The organism is Tessaracoccus flavus (genome assembly GCF_001997295.1).
GTDB lineage: Bacteria > Actinomycetota > Actinomycetes > Propionibacteriales > Propionibacteriaceae > Arachnia > Arachnia flava.
Window position 1 is genome coordinate 2,891,466 of the sequence record NZ_CP019605.1, and the last position, 17,676, is coordinate 2,909,141.

Sequence of the window (17,676 nt, forward strand, 5' to 3'; positions counted from 1 at the left end):
CCCCCGTCGACGTGCGATAGCGTCGCGCTATGACCGACCGCACCCCCACGCCGCTCGACGCAGTCGCCGACGCCTACGTCGACACCATCGCCCGCCTCTCGCCGATGACGGCGACCAGCATCGGCGTCCCCGGCGACAACCGCGCCCTCGACGACTTCTCCCCCGCCGGCCACAGCGCGCGCGCTGAGGCGGCCCGCGAGGCGCTGCGCCAGGTCGACGCCACGCCCGCCACCGACGACGTGGACCGCGTGACCGCCGCGGCCATGCGCGAGCGGCTCGGCCTCGAGCTGGAGCTCCACGAGGCCGGCGAGGATCTCGGCGATCTCAACAACATCGCCTCACCCTTGCAGGGGATCCGCGACGTCTTCGACCTCATGCCCACCGACACCGACGAGCAGTGGGCCGACATCGCCGCCCGCATGCAGGCCGTGCCCGCGGCGATCGACGGCTACCTCGAATCGCTGCGGCTCGCCGCCGACCGCGGAGGCCCCTTCCCCGCGCAGCGACAGGTGCGCCTCGGCATCACCCAGGCCGAGGAACTCGCCGGGACCAACTCGTTCTGGACCACGTTCGCGGAGTCGGCCGTCGTCGAGGAACCCCTCACGTCCGAACTCCTCGACGGCGCGGCCGCGGCACGCGGCGCCTACCGCACCCTCGCCGACGGTCTCCGCGACCTCGCCCACCACGCGCCCGCCGACGACGCCGTCGGGCGCGAGCGGTATCAGCGCTTCTCGCGCGCCTTCCTCGGCGCGACCGTCGACCTCGACGAGACCTACGAGTGGGGCCTCGCCGAGCTGGCCCGGATCGTCGCGGAGCAGGAGGACGTGGCTGTCCAGCTCTACGGCGAGGGCACGTCGGTGGAGGAGGCGATGCGGCGCCTGAACGACGATCCGACCCGCCAGTTGCACGGCACCGCCGCCCTGCAGCGCTGGATGCAGGAGACCTCCGACGCGGCGGTCGCGGACCTGGCCGACGTCCACTTCGACATCCCGGAGCCCATCCGCACCCTCGAATGCCGCATCGCGCCGACGCAGAACGGCGGCATCTACTACACCGGGCCGTCGGCCGACTTCTCCCGGCCCGGCCGGATGTGGTGGTCGGTCCCACCGGGCGTGGAGCGCTTCTCGACCTGGACGGAGAAGACCACCGTCTACCACGAGGGTGTGCCGGGGCATCACCTGCAGATCGCGCAGACCGTCTACCGGTCGTCGCTGCTCAACAAGTGGCGCCGGCTCGCCTGCTGGGTGTCGGGCCACGGCGAGGGGTGGGCGCTTTACGCGGAGCGGCTCATGGCCGACCTCGGCTACCTCGACGACCCCGGCGACCGCATGGGCATGCTCGACTCCCAACGTCTCCGCGCCTCTCGCGTGGTGGTCGACATCGGCGTGCACCTGGCGAAGGACTGCCCCGAGCAGTGGGGCGGTGGCACCTGGGACGAGGCGAAGGCCTGGCAGTTCCTGAAGGCCAACGTGGCCATGGACGAATCGTTCCTCCGGTTCGAGCTGGACCGCTACCTCGGCTGGCCGGGGCAGGCGCCGTCGTACAAGGTGGGCCAGCGCCTATGGGAGCAAGCCCGCGACGCCGCTGCCGAGCGCGACGGAGAGGGCTTCGACCTCAAGGCGTTCCATCGTCGGGCACTCGACCTCGGCTCGGTCGGCCTCGACGTCATGCGTGAGGCTCTCTGACCCGGCAGGCGACCACCAGCCCCGCTTCGTCCGCTCGTTACCCTTGAGGCATGGTCTCCAGGCGCGCGCTACTGCTGGGCGCGGCTACGGTGCCGCTCGCCGGTTGCTCACGACTCGCGAGCACCGAGCCTGGCCCTGACTGGATGCCAGACCGTATCGGGGGCTGCCGCACGCCCGACGCGCTGACGTCGTTCTCGACGGTGGGCGGCGCGCCGCTCGTCTATGAAGTCACCGGCGTGGCCCAGTCCTTCCGCGCCGATCCGCGCTTCGTCGAGCTGCTCGACGCCTGGGCCGCCGACTGGGTCAGCCTCTCCGGGCTCGGGCCCCTGCGCCGCATCACGACCTACGGCGCGTTCGTCGACAAGTGCGACTCCTGGCACGCGGCCGGGCGCGCGTTCGACTTCGGGGTGCTTGAGCACGACGGCGGCACCGTCTCGTGCCGCTACGACCAGTTCGGGGAGGATCCCGCCCAACTGCGCCGCTACTGGCAGCTCTCGGCGTCCCTGGCGAAGTGGTTCACCTACACGCTCACCTACCGCTACAACGAGCAGCACCACAACCACATCCACGTCGACAACGGCATCTCCGGCTACGACGAGACCGGCTTCGCCCAGCGCTCGCGCGTGCAGGTGATGGTGGTGCAGGGAGTGGTCCGGCACGTGTTCGGTCTGGACGCGCCGTTCTCCGGCAGCTACGACGGCGCCACCCGCGACGCCGTGCGCGAGATCCAGCGCAGCCTCGGCATCACGGATCCCCTGCGCCGGGCACCCGGCTGGCAGGCGTTCCTCGACGCGGCGGTCCGCGGCTGACGCGCCGTCGCGAAGGTCAGAGTTGGGCCAGCAGCCCCTGTGCCCAGGCCCGGACGCGATCGAGATCCAGATGATCTTGGGGTTGCTGCTGCATGGTCTTGAGGAAGACCCGGCGGAACCATCCGACGCGGTGCGGGACGTACCGCCCGGCGAAGGCCTCGCTGGAGACGGCTCCCACGCGGTCGACGCCCACCTTGTTGTAGGCCAGCGAATCCTCGCGCTTCGCCGGATCTGCGGCGTTGAGGCAGGCGTTGAACAGCGCCACCTTCGTGCCCCGCAACGTGTCGGTGTGCCGCGCCAGCCACGCCACGGCCTCGGGGTACCAGGACCCGGCATTGACGCCGGAGCCGACGACGACGAGGTCGGCCCGGGCGTGGGGCTTGTCGCGCAGGTCGGCCACGGTCACGTCGTGCCCCGCGTCCCTGGCGACGTCTGCGACCGCCTCCGCGATGTCGTGGGCGGTGCCCCCTCGGGTGGCGTACGCGACGAGAACTGTGGCCATGAGGTCACGCTACTCGCGCGCCTCCGCCGTCCCCCCGCGGGGTCGCCCTTCGTTCTCAGGGGAGAAGAGCCGCCGCCTTACGTCTCCCCGAGTAGGGAACCAGCCACGAGCCGCCGCCCTACGTCTCCCCGAGTAGGGAACCAGCCACGAGCCGCCGCCCTACGTCTTCCCGAGTAGGGAACCAGCCACGAGCCGCCGCCCTACGTCTGCCCGAGTAGGGAACCAGCCACGAGCCGCCGCCCTACGTCTCCCCGAGTAGGGAGCGAGGAACGAGCGACCGTATCGAGGGGCATCCCGCGACGCAGCGCGGAACCATGGTGAGCGGGAATGTCCAGGAGCCCTTCGATAGGCGGCCACTCGTTCCTCGCGGGCCGCTACTCAGGGAGACGTGGAGGGCGATCACCGCCCCTGGTCTGCGGCCGGCCTCGGGGTTGTCACCCTTCGACAAGCCCAGGGAGCAAGAAGGTTCAGTCGAAGATGGGGCCGACGGTGCGGGAGCGCTTCAGCTCGAAGAAACCCGGGTAGGCCGTGACCTTGGCGACGCCGTCGAACAGATCGCCGGCCTCTTCGCCCTTCGGGGCCGGGGAGATGACGGGGCCGAAGAGGCTCATGCCGTTGATCCGGATCACCGGGGTGCCCACCTCGTCGCCGACTGGCTCCATGCCCTCGTTGTGCGAACGGCGCAGGTCGTCGTCGATCGTGTCGGTCTGCGCGACGTCGATGATGTCGGCATCCGCCCCGACGGCAGCCAGCGCGGCCGCGACAGTCTCGGGCGTGTTGGCCTCGCCGCCCGGATGGAACCGCGTGCCGATCTCGGTGTAGAACTCCCGGAGCTTCTCGGATCCGTGGCGCTGCTCCACCAGCAGAGCGGCGCGCGCAGGCACCCACGCGCCGTCGAGCATGCGGCGGTAGTCCTCGGGCAGGTCGCGACCCTCGTTCAGTACGGAGAGGCTCATCACGTGGAAGACGGTCTGCACGTCGCGGACCTTCTCCACCTCGAGCATCCACCGCGAGGTCATCCAAGCGAACGGGCAGGTGGGGTCGAACCAGAAATCAACAACTGTCGTCATGGCTCAATCTCAGCACATCCGCCAAGCCCGGACGGTCAGGCGGCCACCTCCGCGGTCTGCGCCCGCCCGGCGTCCCGGCGGGATGTCCGCGAGATGAGCCGGTCGACGACGGTGGCGATCGCGCCGTCGCCGGTCACGTTGGTGGCGGTGCCGAACGAGTCGATCGCGATGTAGGTGGCGATCATGAGACCGACCTGCGGGTCGGTGAAGCCCAGCATCGACGTCAGCAGGCCCGCCGCCGTCATGATCGCGCCACCGGGCACGCCCGGCGCGGCCACCATCATGATGCCGAGCATCAGGACGAAACCGATCATGGTCGCTGGGTCGATCGGGATCCCGAACAGCAGCATGACGGCGATGGAGAAGCTGGTGATCTTCAGCGTCGAGCCGGCCAGATGGATGGTGGCGCAGAGCGGCACGGTGAACGACGCGACGGCCGGCGTGACGCCGAGCTTGATCGCTTGGCGCAGCGTGACGGGGATCGTCGCCGCCGACGACGACGTGCCAAGCGCGGTCATGTAGGCCGGGAGCATCGTGACGAGCATCCGCAGCGGGTTCTTTCCCGCCACGGCACCGGCGACGGAGAACTGCAGCAGCAAAACCACCACGGTGAGGATGAAGACGAACACGATGACGCCGAGAAACGTCGTGATGACGGTGAACACCTGTCCCGCACGCGTCATGTTGAGGAAGATGCCGAAGATGTAGATCGGCAGCAGCGGGATGATCATCTTGGAGATGACGAGACCGATGATCTCGCGGAACTCGTCGAAGCCCCTGCGCATGACATCGCCGGGCACCGCGGTGATCCCGATGCCGACGATGAACGCGAGCACGAGCGCGGACATGACCCCGAACAGCGGGGTGATCTGCAGCTCGAAGAACGGCGCCAGCAGCGCATCCTCCGGGTTGGTCAGCGACTCAGCAGCCTGCCCGTCCAGCACCCTCGGGAGCACGAGCATCGACGCGCCGAACGCGATGAGCCCCGCGGTGAGCGTGGACCCGTACGCGATGCCGGCCGTCACCGCGAGCCACTTCCCGGCCCCCCGACCAAGGTCGGCGATCGCGGGCGCGATGAGACCGACGATGATCAGCGGGATCACGAAGTTGAGGAGTTGCCCGAAGACGTGGTTGAACGTCACGAAGATCCGCACCACGGCGTCCGGTAGCACCAGCCCGAAGGCGATGCCGAGGAGGATGGCGACGATGATCCGGGGCAGGAGGCCGAACTGAAACTTCGTTGTCGATTGCTCGCTCATGCGAGAACGCTAACGGTCGTCCCGACGCTGCAGGCCACCGGCTGCGGTTAAACGCCGGGCGGTTCGTCCAGCGAGCGTGTCAGACGGTCAGGACCGCAGCACCTTCTCCATCGCTTTACCCTTGGCCAGCTCGTCGACCAGCTTGTCCAAGTAGCGCAGCTTCTGCATGAGCGGATCCTCGATGGCTTCGACCCGCACACCACACACCACACCAGTGATCAGGCGCGCGTTGGGGTTGAGCGTTGCTTCGGCGAAGAAGTCCTCGAATGTGGTGTCGCCGTCGATGTGGCGTTGCAGGGTTGCGTCGTTGAAGCCGGTCAGCCACCTGATCACCTCGTGCAGCTCCTCTTTCGTGCGGCCCTTCCGCTCCACCTTGGTCACGTAGTGGGGATAGACCGAGCTGAATGGGACGCTGAAGATGCGGTGCATGACCCCAGGCTAGGCGCTACCGGTCGGTGGGGGGCCTCTTACCGGCTGAGTTCGCGCGCGACGTCGAGCGCCTGCGTGAGGTAGCCGCCACCGAAGAGCACCACGTGCACCAGCAACATGTGGAGCTGGTGGAGCGGCACCCGCTCCCGCCACCCATCCGCCAGCGGGCTTACCTCTTCGTAGCCGGCGATCGTGTCGGCCAGGTGGGGAGAGCCGAACAGCGCCAGCTCGGCGAGGTCCGTTTCGGCGTGGCCGCCGTTGGCGCACGGGTCGATGAGCGTACCGACCCTCCCGTCGGCCCAGACCACATTCCCGCTCCACAGGTCGCCATGGATGCGCGCGACCTCACCGCACAGCGCCGGCTGGGGGGAGTCGAACTTCCCGGTCGCGACGGCGTCGCAGGCTGCGTGCAGCGCCTTCGCTTCGCCTCTGCCCAGACCCTGCGCCATGTCGATGTAGGGCCGCAGCCTGCCCTCTGCGTAGTACTCCCCGAACGTGCGCCATGTCGGCTCCGCTGCGGCCGGGGTCGGGAGGTTCGCGGTGGCCAGATCGTCCGGGTCGAGCCCGGGCGGCGCCTGCCCCCACCAGTCCGCCCCTGCGGCGTGGGTGGCGGCCAGGCGTCGGCCGAAGTCCGCGGCCGACTCGTGCGACGGCGTGCCGGGGGTCAGCAGCAGCGTCTCCAGCCAGGTGTCGCCGACCTCGGCGAGGGTCGCGACGGCCGCTCCCCCGGCGTCGGCCAGCCACAGCAGGCTCGCAGCTTCGGTGGCAATGGCGCGCCGACTACCGGTCTTTCGGAAGGTCCTCATGGGACGCTATTCGTTGCGGATCGCAGCCAACGGGCTGAGCTTCATCGCGCGCTGCGCTGGCACCATGCCGGCCAGCATCCCGATCAGCGTGGCGAACGCAACGGCGCCCACCATCAGCCAGATGGGGATCACAGAGAGCTGGGCCTCGCCGCCCATCTCGCCCATCATCGACCCCAACGTGGCGTTCAATATCGCGGACACCGCCACGGAGAGCAGTAGGCCGGTGATGCCGCCGATGAAGCCGATGGCCGCGGACTCGATGAGGAACATCTTGCGGATGTCGCCCAATGCAGCGCCCATGACCTTCATGATGCCGATCTCCTTGGTGCGTTCGTAGACGCTCATCATCATCGTGTTGGCGATGCCGATGGCCGCCACCAACAAGGAGATGAAGCCGATGCCGCCGAACACGGCCTGGACGACCACCGCCTGGCTTTGTGCCTGCCGGATCCACTCGACCTCGGCATTGGCCTGGATGCCCTGCTCGCGGAGACTGTTGAGCATGGCTTCCGCTGCCTCCGGGTCCTGCGTCAGCACCCTGAACTCGCTGTAGATGAACTCCTTCCCCAGGGGTTTCCCGTCCGAGGTCGCAGGCTGGTTGGGCAACGCCTTGCCCGGCAGCGCTTTCTGCATCCACTTGACCATGGCGTCGAGGTCCGCCCACACCATCATCGAGTTCGGCCCCCACTGGCCCTCGCCGCGGTCGTTCAACAGCTGTCCCGCCACCGGAAGGATGTGCCGCTTCTTGGGCGGCGGCGGCTGCGTCGGGTCCTCGCCGACGGGGCCGTCATCGCCGGGGATGGGGACGGGACCGTAGTCACCCCAGGTGGTGAGAGTCCCGAAGAGCGTCTGGGTGCGGAAGTCGATCTCCAGCGGCATGCCGGTCATCGGGTCCCAGAACTGTTCGTGGACCATGTCGCCCAGCAACAACGAGAAGGACCCGGCGTGCGGCAACTCCCCCCAGGCGAGTGTCAGGTCCATCTCCGGGAACGCCTCGGCGGGCAGGCCCTGGATCTGCATGAACTGCTGGCCGCTGCCGATGCTCATTTCCATGTCCGCGTAGTAGACGGGCCAGACGTCCTGCGCCCCGGGCATGGTTTCCAGGTAGGCAAGCATGGCGTCGTTCATCTTCGTGGGCACCCCCTGCATCCCCTGCTCCACGGGGGGCGGGGCGTACACCTGTACCTGACGCAGGTTGATGTTCTGGAATTGCGCAGTGAAGCTCGACGACAGGCCGACGCCCAGCGACACCATCACGATCACCGCGGTGGTGCCGATCAACACGCCGAGAACCGTCAGCGACGTGCGGAACAGGCGCTGCCGGAGGCTGGCGAAGCTCGCCGCGAGAAGATCGGACCAACGCACGACGAACTCAGCGGACGTCTGGGCCGATGAGCGGTTCCCCGAGCGCGGCAAGGGACTCCATGTCCTCGGCCTCACGCCGCTTCCGGCGACGTCCACGGGCCACGAGCGCGATGATCAGGAGCAGCGCCAACAGCCCGGCTGCGACCAATACGGGCACCAGGGGGAATGCGGCCTCTTCCACCGGTTCTTCCCATCCCCCAGGCTCTTCTATGGGCATGGGCTCCATGACGGCGACCTCGACGACCTTGTCCATCGTGCTGACCTTGCCGTCGACATCCTCGTAGGAGACGACGATCGTGACCGGTCCGACCGCCTCTTCCGCCGCCATGACCGTCATGTCGACCGCGCCCGACGTACCCGGCTCGATGGTGCCGACGAACACCTCGGGCGCGGTGACGGCTTGCCCCTCCGCCACGGTGGCCTTGGCGTTGTACAGCTTCGTCTTGCCTTGATTGAAGATGTTGAATGTCAGCGACGCCTCCTGGCCCAGCGTGAGTTGCGGGGGCGACAGCTGAGGCACCGATGAATCCGCCCGGATGCTCTGCTTGACGGGAATCGAGACCGTCTCCTGCGTGGAATAGGCGTTAGCCAGGGTGTCCTCATACTCGACGCTGATCACCATCTGATACGGCCGCTCCTCCAGCGAGGGGAGCGAATGGAAGTTCATGGTCCCGAGCTCCACATCGTCCGCGCTGATCCGGCGCAGGAACATGGACGACGACCCGTTGGCGGGCAGGAAGGCGTTGTCCGCGGACGCAAGCGTGATCTTCATGTTCTGCACCCGGGTGCGCGTCGACGTGTTGCGCAGGGTGAAGGTGACTTGAAAGTCCTGGCCGGCCTGCACCACCTCAGGGTTGGTGGTGAAGCCGGCGAGGATCACCCGCGGGGTGGAGATGCCGGGAATGGCGGGTGAACCGCCCCCTCCGCCCGGATCCGGCACCACTACGCCGCCTCCGTTGCTTGTGCCTCCGCTGCCTACTGTTCCCCCGCCATTGCCTCCGCTCCCCTCGTCGGCGGGGTCCCCCGCAGCGCTGCTGAGTGGGACGAGGCTGAGGCTTAGGACCATCGTAACGACGAGCATGAGCCGGTGGATCATCTTCATGGCGTGACCTTCTGGTTCGTGACGAACGACGCCGTCTGGGCGTGCTCCGTCTGGGTGATGTCGGTGATGCGGCCGTCGCCGATGCTGACGATGGTGTCGGCGAAGGAGGCGAGGTGGTGGTCGTGGGTGACCATGATCCACGTCGTCTGGAAGCGCCGGATGACTGCTCGGAAAAGGTTGAGGGTTTCCTCGGACGTTCGGGAATCCAGATTCCCGGTTGGCTCGTCGGCGAACACCAGCGTGGGCTGGACGGCCAGCGCCCGGGCGATGCCCACGCGCTGCTGCTGACCGCCGGATAGTTGACCGGGCTTGTGGTGCATATGTTTGGCGAGGCCGAGTTGAGCGAGCACGGCGCGGGCGCGGGCCTGGCGCGCGTGCTTGGCCACCCCCCGGAAGCTCAGCGGCAGCGCCACGTTGTCCAGCGCCGTGAGCTGGGGAAGCAGGTTGAAGGACTGAAAAATGAAACCCACCTGCTCGCGCCGGTAGGTGACCAGCTCGGACTGGGTGAACCTGTGCAGCGGCTGGCCGGCCACAAAGACCTCGCCAGCGGTCGGCTTCTCGAGGCCGCCGAGCATGTTCAGCAGGGTCGACTTCCCGGACCCCGACGTGCCGACGACGGCGGTGAAGCTACCCGAGGAATCGTGAGGTTGACCCGGTTGAGGGCGACGACGCGGGAGTCGCCTACACGGAAGATCTTGCTGAGGTCCCGGGTCTGCACGAGGGGCTCGCCCACCTCCGGCAGCGGGGGCCGCTTGACTCTGGGGGGCATCATCACCTCCTAGTGACTCGCGCCACCACTGTGCGGCGACCGAGTACACGATAGACCTGAGCCGGGCCAAGTCCGCGCAACTGTGCACGTCAGGGTGGCGGGTCCGACCCCGGATCGGTCCCTGAGCAGTGACGAGCGCTCTGCGTGAGGAACGTCCGCCGAAGGGTGGTCCCTGGTCAGGGCCAGCGAGCGCAGCGAGCAGCCCGTCCGTCGAAGGGTAACTACCTCGTCCTCCACCGCCGCCCCCGACCACAGGGCGGCGACCACACACACGGCCGTAACCCTTCGACAAGCTCAGGGAACTGGATTGGTCCCTGAGCAGTGACGAGCGCTCTGCGCGAGGAACGTCCGTCGAAGGGTGACGACCTCGCTACCTACCGCCGCCCCCGACCACATGGGCGGCGACCACACACACGGCCGTAACCCTTCGACAAGCTCAGGGACCAGGGGCGACAAGCTCAGGGAACTGGATTGGTCCCTGAGCAGCTCGCGAGGAACGAGCGAGCTGTCGAGATGCGCTCTACTTTGTATAAACGGGCCTCTATATAATATAGATCACAAAGTTGGGGGCATCGTCCGTTGTCAGCGACACTTTGGGCATGGTTTCTCATCGAGAGTTCAGTACATGAGTCCGCGACGGAGGCTCCGGGCCAATCGTGAACGGTGGCGTGCGCAGCAAGTCATGCGTGACTATCGACGACGCACGGCCGCTGACCTTGCCGGAGTCTTGGCCTTGTTCGGCCACTGTGCAGTCCCTGGCAATGCTTGGACAGCGGCAGAGGTGGCCCACCGTTTTGCGCGGGATGGGGCTGAGGCTGCTAGCGCGGCGGAGCCGGCCATGCGTTTGTGCTCGGGTTGCCCGGTGATCGAGGAATGTCGGCAGTGGGCGTCAATCGACCGTTACACGGGTTTGGCCGCGGGTAGTTCGTGGGTGCGCGGATCCGAGTATGACGCGGCGACGACCATCAACAATTCGCGGTCGCGAGTCTCCGCTTGATCCACTGTCTGGCGGCCAGTGCGTCTGCTGCGTCGATCATCTCTCGGCTTTGGAGACTGGACCGAAGCGCGTTCCAGAGTTCGCGGATGCCCATGGCTCTGCACCATGTGGCACGCAGGACTGGCTGCAGGTAGGTGTCGCGGTCTGAACCGAGAGGGGTGCGCCCGGTCGGGGCCGTTTGGATCGCTGCCGCTACGTCAGAGTCCGAAGGCTCCGCCGCTGACGAGGATCACGATGCCGAGGCCGATGAGAACGATGGGGAAGAGGATGTGCTCCCAGCGTTCGAGCACTTCGGCGATCGGGGGGCGGGTGGCGACGAACTTTGCCAGGGCCACCAGGACCGCGACGAGCGCGAGGAAGACGATGCAGTAGGCGACTACTGCGAGAGGTTCCACGCTGAGGAAGACAGGGGTGTAGACGCCGATGTTGTCGCCGCCGTTGGCAAGGGTGACGCCTGCGACTGTCCACACGCCGACCTTCTTGCCGGCAACCTTGGCCTCGTCGTCATCGTCGTCATCGTCTCCGCGCCAGGCCTGCCACGCGGCCCAGAGGCCGAGGCCCAGAGGGATGAGACCGAAGTACGGGATGGCTGCCGAGGGCAGGAATGCTCCGGCACCGATGGTCACCAGGACCGCGGCACCGAGGATGCCGGCGAATCCGAGGTACTGGCCGGCCAGAATGCGGGCGGTAGTGCCGCGCTGGCCTGCCCCTCGCGCGAAGAAGAGGGAGAGCACGATGATGTCGTCGATGTTGGTTGCTGCGAACAGGCCCATCGCCTGCAAGACCGAGGTGAGGATCATGCGCCCTCCCCAGCTGCGTCGCATCCGGGAAGCGAGCAGGCGGGATCGATGCACGGGGCGTCTTCGTCCACTGCCAGGGTGGCATCGACCAGTGCCGTCAGCGCCTGCGCCAGGTGCGAATCGGCGATCTCATATCGTGTCCGACGACCCTCGGGCTCGGAGACGACGATCCCGCAATCGCGCAGGCATGCCAGGTGGTTGGACACGTTCGGGCGTGTGAGGTCCAGATCTCGGGCCAGTTCCGCCGGGTAAGCGGGATGGTCGAGCAGGGTCAAGATGATCCGGGATCGAGTGGGGTCGGCCAGTGCACGACCCAGGCGGTTCATCACGTCGAGACGCGAAGCAATAGTCAGCATGGACTGAACTATACAGCGCGCACTGAACACTCGGTCACAGGCGTCAGCCGCTGAGGGCGGCCGCCCTACTTTGTACGAATCGCGGGCCAGCACCCCGATTCACAAACTGGTACGCGGGAAGTCGTACAAACTGCAGTGCATCTCGACACGAGCGTCCGTCGAAGGGTAACGACCTCGCCACCTACCGCCGCCCCCGACCACAAGGGCGGCGACCACACACACGGCCGTAACCCTTCGACAAGCTCAGGGAACACGGAACGACAAGCTCAGGGAACACGGAAGGACAAGCTCAGGGACCAGGGGCGACAAGCTCAGGGAACACGGAAGGACAAGCTCAGGGAACACGGAAGGACAAGCTCAGGGAGCGAGCTCGCGGAGCCAGTCGACCCAGCGCGGGAGGACGTTCTCCAGGCGACCGTGCAGCCGCATCGTGGCCAGCTCGTCGCCGCGGGTGGCGCCGTCGCCGACGATGACGACTGGCTTGCCGTCCTTGGCCGCGCGGCGCACGAAGCGAAGGCCGCTCATCACCGTCAAACTCGTGCCCACCACCAGCAGCGAGCCGGCCCGCTCGAAGAGATCATTGGCCCGGGCCACGACGTCACGGGCCACATTCTCGCCGAAGAACACCACGTCCGGCTTCAGCACTCCCCCGCAGACCTCGCAGTCCGGGTAGCGGAACGTCTCCGTCCGATCCACCTCCGCGTCGCCGTCGGGCGCGCTCCGGGCCTCCTCCGCCAGGTCGTCTAACTGCGCGGCGAACCTCGGATTGAGCGCCAGCAACTCCTCCTGAAGGCGCTCGCGGCCGGTCACCGCCCCGCATGAGAGGCAGACGACCCTGTCGAGGCTTCCGTGCAGATCGACGACCGGCGCCGACCCCGCCCGAGTGTGCAGGCCGTCGACGTTCTGCGTCACCACCCCGACGACGTCGAGCATCCCTCCGAGCTCCGCAAGCGCCACGTGCGTCACCCCGGGCTCGGCTTGGCGGAACCACCGCCACCCGACCGTGCTGCGCGCCCAGTAGCGCCGTCGGCTGAGGTCGGAGGAGACGAACTCGTCGTACGTCATGGGCGAGCGCGGCACCGCGTCGGGGCCCCGGTAGTCGGGCAGGCCGGACCCCGTCGACATCCCTGCCCCGCTCAGCACCATCGTCGGCCCATCGCTCAGCAGATCGAGGGCCGCTCGGAGTTCATCGTCGGTGGAGACAAGCCCGAAGGGTCCCGCGACCGCTCCCCAGCGTCCGTGGGTCGCGACCCCACCGTCGCGGGCCGTGCGGAACCATCCACCGACGTCTGGCACCCGCTCCCGATTCACGGCAACCAGCGTAGCCGCAGGCCCTAAGGACAGCTTGAGCGCCGCTGCGGCCCTACACTCGTCACCTGGAAGCCTCGTCTTCCACCCGACCCCGTGAGAAAGGGCCCACCATGGCTGGCGGACTTGCCGCACTACTGGACGACATCGCCGCGATCGCCCGCATCGCCGCAGCCTCCGTCGACGACATCGCCGCCGCTGCCACCAAGGCCTCGACGAAGGCCGTCGGTGTGGTTGTCGACGACGCCGCCGTGACCCCCCGGTACGTCCAGGGCTTCACCCCGCAGCGTGAGCTTCCGGTGATCTGGCGGATCGCCAAGGGATCGCTGAAGAACAAGCTCCTGTTCATCCTCCCCGCGATCCTGTTGATGAGCCAGTACCTCCCGTGGCTGTTGACACCCCTGCTCATGTTGGGCGGCCTGTACCTGTCCTACGAGGGGGCGGAGAAGATCTGGGAGATCGTCAGCGGCCACTCCAAGGCCAAGAAGGCCCCCGCGATCGTCAAGGGCGGGGCCCACGAGGACAAGATGGTCAAGGGCGCCATCACAACCGACTTCATCCTCTCGACCGAGATCATGGTCATCTCGCTCAACGAGCTGACCGACCTCGATTTCTGGCTGCGAGCCGCGGCGCTGGTGGTCGTCGCCGTCGGCATCACCGCCCTCGTCTACGGCGCGGTCGCCTTCATCGTCAAGATGGACGACATCGGCCTCAAGCTCGCCACCAACCCGTCGACCAAGCGCCTCGGCGAGGGCCTCGTCAAGGCCATGCCGATCGTCTTGAAGGCGCTCTCCACCGTCGGCATCGCGGCCATGCTGTGGGTGGGTGGCCACATCCTGCTGGTGGGTATCAACGACCTCGGCTTCACCCCGATCTACGACTTCGTCCACGGGCTCGAGGTGGCGGCGGCGAGCGCGGCCGGCGGGTTCGTCGGCTGGCTCGTCAACACGCTGTTCTCCGCTCTGCTCGGCCTCATCGTCGGTGCGATCGCCGTCGTCGTCATGCACCTGCTGCCGTTCGGCAAGAAGCACGACGACGACCACGAGGCCAGCGAAGAGGAAGCCGCCGCGGCCCTCAAGAAGGGCGTCATCGAGAGCTCCGATGCCAGGAGCCACCCCCGCGTCGACGAGGGTGGCTCCCACCGGGTTGAGTGACCCCCTGCGCTACCAGGCGTAGGCCTCCGGCGCGGAGCCGCCCGGCCCGGGGAAGATCTCGTCGAGCCGACGCAGCGCGTCGTCGTCGAGGGAGATCTCCAGGGCGTGTAGCGCCGACTCGAGCTGTTCCATCGTGCGGGGACCGATGATGGGCCCGGTCACGCCGTCCTGGTGGAGCAGCCAGGCGAGGGCGACGTCGCCGGGCTTCTCCCCCAGCTCGTCGCAGAAGTCTTCCCACTGCTGCAGCTGGTCGCGCTTCTCCTCGACCTGGCTGGCGATCCCGGCCGACGCGCGGCGCCCCTCATCCAGCTTCCGGAGCACGCCGCCGAGCAGCCCGCCGCCGAGCGGCGACCAGGGGATCACGCCGAGCCCGTAGTGCCGGGCCGCCGGCAGTACCTCAAGCTCCACCGTGCGGGCGGCGAGGTTGTACAGCGACTGTTCGCTGACCAGCCCGAGCGATCCCCGGCGACGCGCCGCTTCGGTGGCCGCCGCAATGTGCCAGCCGGCGAAGTTGGAGGACCCGACGTAGACGATGTCGCCCTCGGCCACCAGCCGGTCCATCGACTGCCAGACCTCGTCCCAGGGGGTCTCGCGGTCCACGTGATGCATCTGGTACAGGTCGATGTGGTCGGTGCGCAGCCGCTTGAGCGACCCGATCGCGGATCGGCGGACGTTGACCGCCGACAGGCGCGAGAAGTTCGGCTTCTCGTCCTCGGTCAGGCCTCCGTAGACCTTGGTGCCGAGCACCACCTCGTCGCGGCGTCCGGTCTTGTCGAACCACCGGCCGATGATTTCCTCAGTCCGGCCCCGGTGGCCCTTGCCCCCGTACCCGTTGGCGGTGTCGAAGAAGTTGATGCCCTCGTCGAGGGCGCGGCTCATGATGGCGTGCGCGTCCTCCTCGGAGGTCTCGGGCCCGAAGTTCATCGTGCCCAGGACCAGTCGGGAAACCTTCAGGCCGGTGCGGCCCAGCTTTGTGTACTGCATGCCCACCTTCTCACCAGGCAGCCTTGCCGCCGGTGACGCCGATGATGGTGCCGGAGACGTAGCTCGCGTCGCGCGGCGAGGCCAGGAACACGTAGGCAGGGGCCAGTTCGGCCGGCTGGCCGGCCCGTCCCAGCGGCGTGTCGGCGCCGAACTTCTTCATCTCCTCGCCGTCACGCGTGGCCGGCTGCAGCGGTGTCCAGATGGGGCCGGGCGCGACGGCGTTGACCCGGATGCCCTTGGGGCCCAGTTCCTCGGCGAGGTTGACCGTGAGGTTGTTGACCGCGGCCTTCGTCGCGGCGTACTCGAGCAGCCGCCCGGATGGTTCGAAGGACTGGATGGAGCTCGTGTTGATGATCGACGACCCCTTGCCCAGGTGCGGCACCGCTGCCTTCGTGAGCCAGAGGATCGCCTCGATGTTGAGCCGCAGCACCCTGGAGACGTTCTCCTGCTTCAGGCCTTCGAGCCCGCCCGCGTCTCCGCGCGTGAAGTGGTAGGCGGCGTTGTTGACGAGGATGTCCAGTCCGCCGAGGCTCTCGACCGCCTGCTCGACGGTCCGGGCGCACGTGTCGGTGTCCTGCAGGTCGCCTGGGATGGAGAAGCCTTTGACGCCTTCCTTCCGCACAAACTCGAGCGTGTCGTCGGCGTCGGACTGTTCCTCGGGCAGATGGGCGATGGCGACGTCGGCGCCCTCCCGCGCGAACGCGATCGCGACGGCGCGCCCGATCCCGGAGTCGCCGCCGGTGATGAGGGCACGGAGGCCTTGTAGCTTCCCGTGGCCCTCATAGCTCTCCTCCCCGTGGTCGGGGACGGGGTCCATCTTGCTGGTGAGACCCGGGGGTGCCTGCTCCTGCGCCGGGAACCCACCCTCCGGCTGGCTGGCGAGTTCGGCTGCATGCTTCGCGACGGTGGATTCGATGTCATTACTCATGCATCGAGCCTAGCCACCCCGCAATCGCCCCGCCGGATTCCTCGAAACTAGCAGCGTCGGTCTCGGTCCCTGGGCTTGTCGATCTCGGTCCCTGAGCTTGTCGATCTCGGTCCCTGAGCTTGTCGATCTCGACGCTTCTATGTGTTGTCAAGTGGTGCGGTGAGGGTTCGGTAGATCTGTCTGGCGAGGTAGCGCTTGAGGCAGCGTCGGATTTCTTTGGGGGTTTTGCCTTCGGCTTCGCGTCTGGCGACGTAGGCCTTCGTGCGGGGGTCGTGGGACAGGCGGGTAGTGATGATTTGGTGCAGTGCCCAGTTGAGTCGTCGGTCTCCGCCGCGGTTGAGGCGGTGTCTGGTGGTGTTACCCGAGGACGCGGGGATCGGGCAGACACCGGCGAGTTTCGCGAACGCCGCCTCGGACCGTACCCGGCCGGGGTGGGACCAGGCGGCGATGATCACCGCAGCGCTCACTGGGCCGACGCCGTAGATGTCGAGCAGCTGGGGGCTGTGACGGGCGGTCAGGTCAGCGAGTTGGCTCTTGTTGGCCGCCAGACGACGGTCGAGGTCGCCGATGTCGCGGGCGTGGGCGATGGCGATCTGGCGTTGGATGTGGAGCGGTTCCGGTTCGCGGCGGGGCCGCCAGCCGGCGATCTGGGTGATCTGGGTGGCGGTGAGAGGGCCGCGGGCGTCGATACCCAGGTCAGTGACCCGCAGCAGAGCGGTGAGCATGTTGATCAGCGCGGTGCGCTGATCGGTGTAATGCGCACGCAGCGTGCTCAACGCGGCGATCGCGTCACGTAGGTCACCGTGACGGCGGTGGTCACGCAACGCGGTGTCCTCGAGGTCGATCACGCCGCGGGCGGCGCGCTGCGCATCGAGGGCGTCGGTTTTCCCGTCACGTCCCCGGTGGGGGGTGGGGGCCTCGACCACCCGGTAACCGTGCTCGGCCAACATGCCCGCCAGCTGCGCCCCGTAGCTGGAGGTCCCTTCGGCCGAGACCACGGTGTCACTGATCTCGCCTGCGGTGCGGCGACCGATCCAGTCGACCGCCCGTGCGAGTCCGGCTTGGTTGGTCGGGAACGTTTGCGTGTCGACCAGCCGCCCGCGGCTCAGGATCGCGAACGTGTGAGATCGCGCGTGGGTGTCGACGCCCACGACATAGGGATAGATGTCTGCAACGATGGTCATGGCGATGTGTGTCCCTTTCTCGATACCGTCGCCAGCTGGCGTCTGGTCCCGGGAAGAGTCACGACAAGGCAGACCTGTAATGGGTCACGATTGGACAAGCTTCTGATCAGGCCATTGAAGTGGGCCGGGCCAGGCGCCAGCCCCCACACCACAGCGGACAAGTCGAGAG

17 protein-coding genes are annotated in these 17,676 nt (G+C 67.7%); 3 read left to right on the forward strand and 14 right to left on the reverse strand.

Features of this window, described 5'->3' with window-relative positions:
• The first annotated feature begins 29 nt into the window (after positions 1-29).
• Both RPIT_RS13210 and RPIT_RS13215 read left to right on the forward strand, forming a co-directional pair.
• Entirely contained in the window at positions 30-1,685 is a 1,656-nt protein-coding gene (locus tag RPIT_RS13210; RefSeq protein ID WP_077343876.1) for a DUF885 domain-containing protein, read from the forward strand.
• 50 nt (positions 1,686-1,735) lie between these two features.
• Positions 1,736-2,494, forward strand: coding sequence for an extensin family protein (locus tag RPIT_RS13215; protein ID WP_077343877.1), 759 nt, complete (start codon positions 1,736-1,738; stop codon positions 2,492-2,494).
• Between the two features lie 16 nt (positions 2,495-2,510).
• Here the strand turns inward: RPIT_RS13215 and RPIT_RS13220 are convergent, their stop codons facing one another.
• The 11 genes from RPIT_RS13220 to RPIT_RS13270 all read right to left on the reverse strand — a co-directional run bounded on the left by RPIT_RS13220 (position 2,511) and on the right by RPIT_RS13270 (position 13,260).
• Positions 2,511-2,996, reverse strand: a complete 486-nt coding sequence (locus RPIT_RS13220) for a flavodoxin domain-containing protein (RefSeq protein WP_077343878.1) — start codon at positions 2,994-2,996, stop codon at positions 2,511-2,513.
• A gap of 467 nt (positions 2,997-3,463) precedes the next feature.
• Positions 3,464-4,066 carry a mycothiol-dependent nitroreductase Rv2466c family protein gene (locus RPIT_RS13225; protein WP_077343879.1) on the reverse strand — a complete coding sequence of 201 codons (603 nt, stop codon included), beginning with the start codon at positions 4,064-4,066 and terminating at the stop codon, positions 3,464-3,466.
• Positions 4,067-4,101: 35 nt separating this feature from the next.
• Entirely contained in the window at positions 4,102-5,325 is a 1,224-nt protein-coding gene (locus RPIT_RS13230; protein ID WP_077343880.1) for a dicarboxylate/amino acid:cation symporter, read from the reverse strand.
• Positions 5,326-5,412: 87 nt separating this feature from the next.
• Positions 5,413-5,754, reverse strand: a complete 342-nt coding sequence (locus tag RPIT_RS13235; RefSeq protein WP_077343881.1) for a DUF2200 domain-containing protein — start codon at positions 5,752-5,754, stop codon at positions 5,413-5,415.
• Between the two features lie 38 nt (positions 5,755-5,792).
• Entirely contained in the window at positions 5,793-6,560 is a 768-nt protein-coding gene (locus tag RPIT_RS13240; protein ID WP_077343882.1) for a fructosamine kinase family protein, read from the reverse strand.
• A gap of 6 nt (positions 6,561-6,566) precedes the next feature.
• Entirely contained in the window at positions 6,567-7,925 is a 1,359-nt protein-coding gene (locus RPIT_RS13245; protein ID WP_162274565.1) for an ABC transporter permease, read from the reverse strand.
• Between the two features lie 7 nt (positions 7,926-7,932).
• Positions 7,933-9,027: a COG1361 S-layer family protein gene (locus RPIT_RS13250; RefSeq protein WP_143028216.1), complete on the reverse strand. Its 1,095-nt coding sequence runs from the start codon at positions 9,025-9,027 to the stop codon at positions 7,933-7,935.
• Positions 9,024-9,602, reverse strand: a complete 579-nt coding sequence (locus RPIT_RS13255; protein WP_237267834.1) for an ABC transporter ATP-binding protein — start codon at positions 9,600-9,602, stop codon at positions 9,024-9,026. Before RPIT_RS13255 ends, RPIT_RS13250 begins: the two co-directional genes overlap by 4 nt.
• A 1,388-nt stretch (positions 9,603-10,990) precedes the next feature.
• Positions 10,991-11,593, reverse strand: a complete 603-nt coding sequence (locus tag RPIT_RS13260) for a cadmium resistance transporter (RefSeq protein WP_016997609.1) — start codon at positions 11,591-11,593, stop codon at positions 10,991-10,993.
• A complete protein-coding gene (cmtR, locus tag RPIT_RS13265) occupies positions 11,590-11,949 on the reverse strand; it encodes a Cd(II)/Pb(II)-sensing metalloregulatory transcriptional regulator CmtR (protein WP_006590980.1) in 360 nt (119 codons plus the stop codon). Before cmtR ends, RPIT_RS13260 begins: the two co-directional genes overlap by 4 nt.
• Positions 11,950-12,306: 357 nt before the next feature.
• Positions 12,307-13,260, reverse strand: coding sequence for a Sir2 family NAD-dependent protein deacetylase (locus tag RPIT_RS13270; RefSeq protein WP_226996270.1), 954 nt, complete (start codon positions 13,258-13,260; stop codon positions 12,307-12,309).
• Between the two features lie 110 nt (positions 13,261-13,370).
• Between RPIT_RS13270 and RPIT_RS13275 the strand changes: the two genes are divergently transcribed.
• Positions 13,371-14,411, forward strand: coding sequence for a DUF808 domain-containing protein (locus RPIT_RS13275; RefSeq protein WP_077343885.1), 1,041 nt, complete (start codon positions 13,371-13,373; stop codon positions 14,409-14,411).
• A gap of 9 nt (positions 14,412-14,420) precedes the next feature.
• Here RPIT_RS13275 and RPIT_RS13280 read toward each other — a convergent pair whose 3' ends face one another.
• The 3 genes from RPIT_RS13280 to RPIT_RS13290 form a co-directional block, all read right to left on the reverse strand.
• On the reverse strand, positions 14,421-15,395 hold the full coding sequence (locus RPIT_RS13280) for an aldo/keto reductase (RefSeq protein WP_077343886.1): 975 nt from the start codon (positions 15,393-15,395) through the stop codon (positions 14,421-14,423).
• 10 nt (positions 15,396-15,405) lie between these two features.
• Positions 15,406-16,323 carry an SDR family oxidoreductase gene (locus RPIT_RS13285; RefSeq protein ID WP_077343887.1) on the reverse strand — a complete coding sequence of 306 codons (918 nt, stop codon included), beginning with the start codon at positions 16,321-16,323 and terminating at the stop codon, positions 15,406-15,408.
• 137 nt (positions 16,324-16,460) lie between these two features.
• On the reverse strand, positions 16,461-17,507 hold the full coding sequence (locus tag RPIT_RS13290) for an IS110 family RNA-guided transposase (RefSeq protein ID WP_077339480.1): 1,047 nt from the start codon (positions 17,505-17,507) through the stop codon (positions 16,461-16,463).
• Positions 17,508-17,676 lie beyond the last annotated feature (169 nt).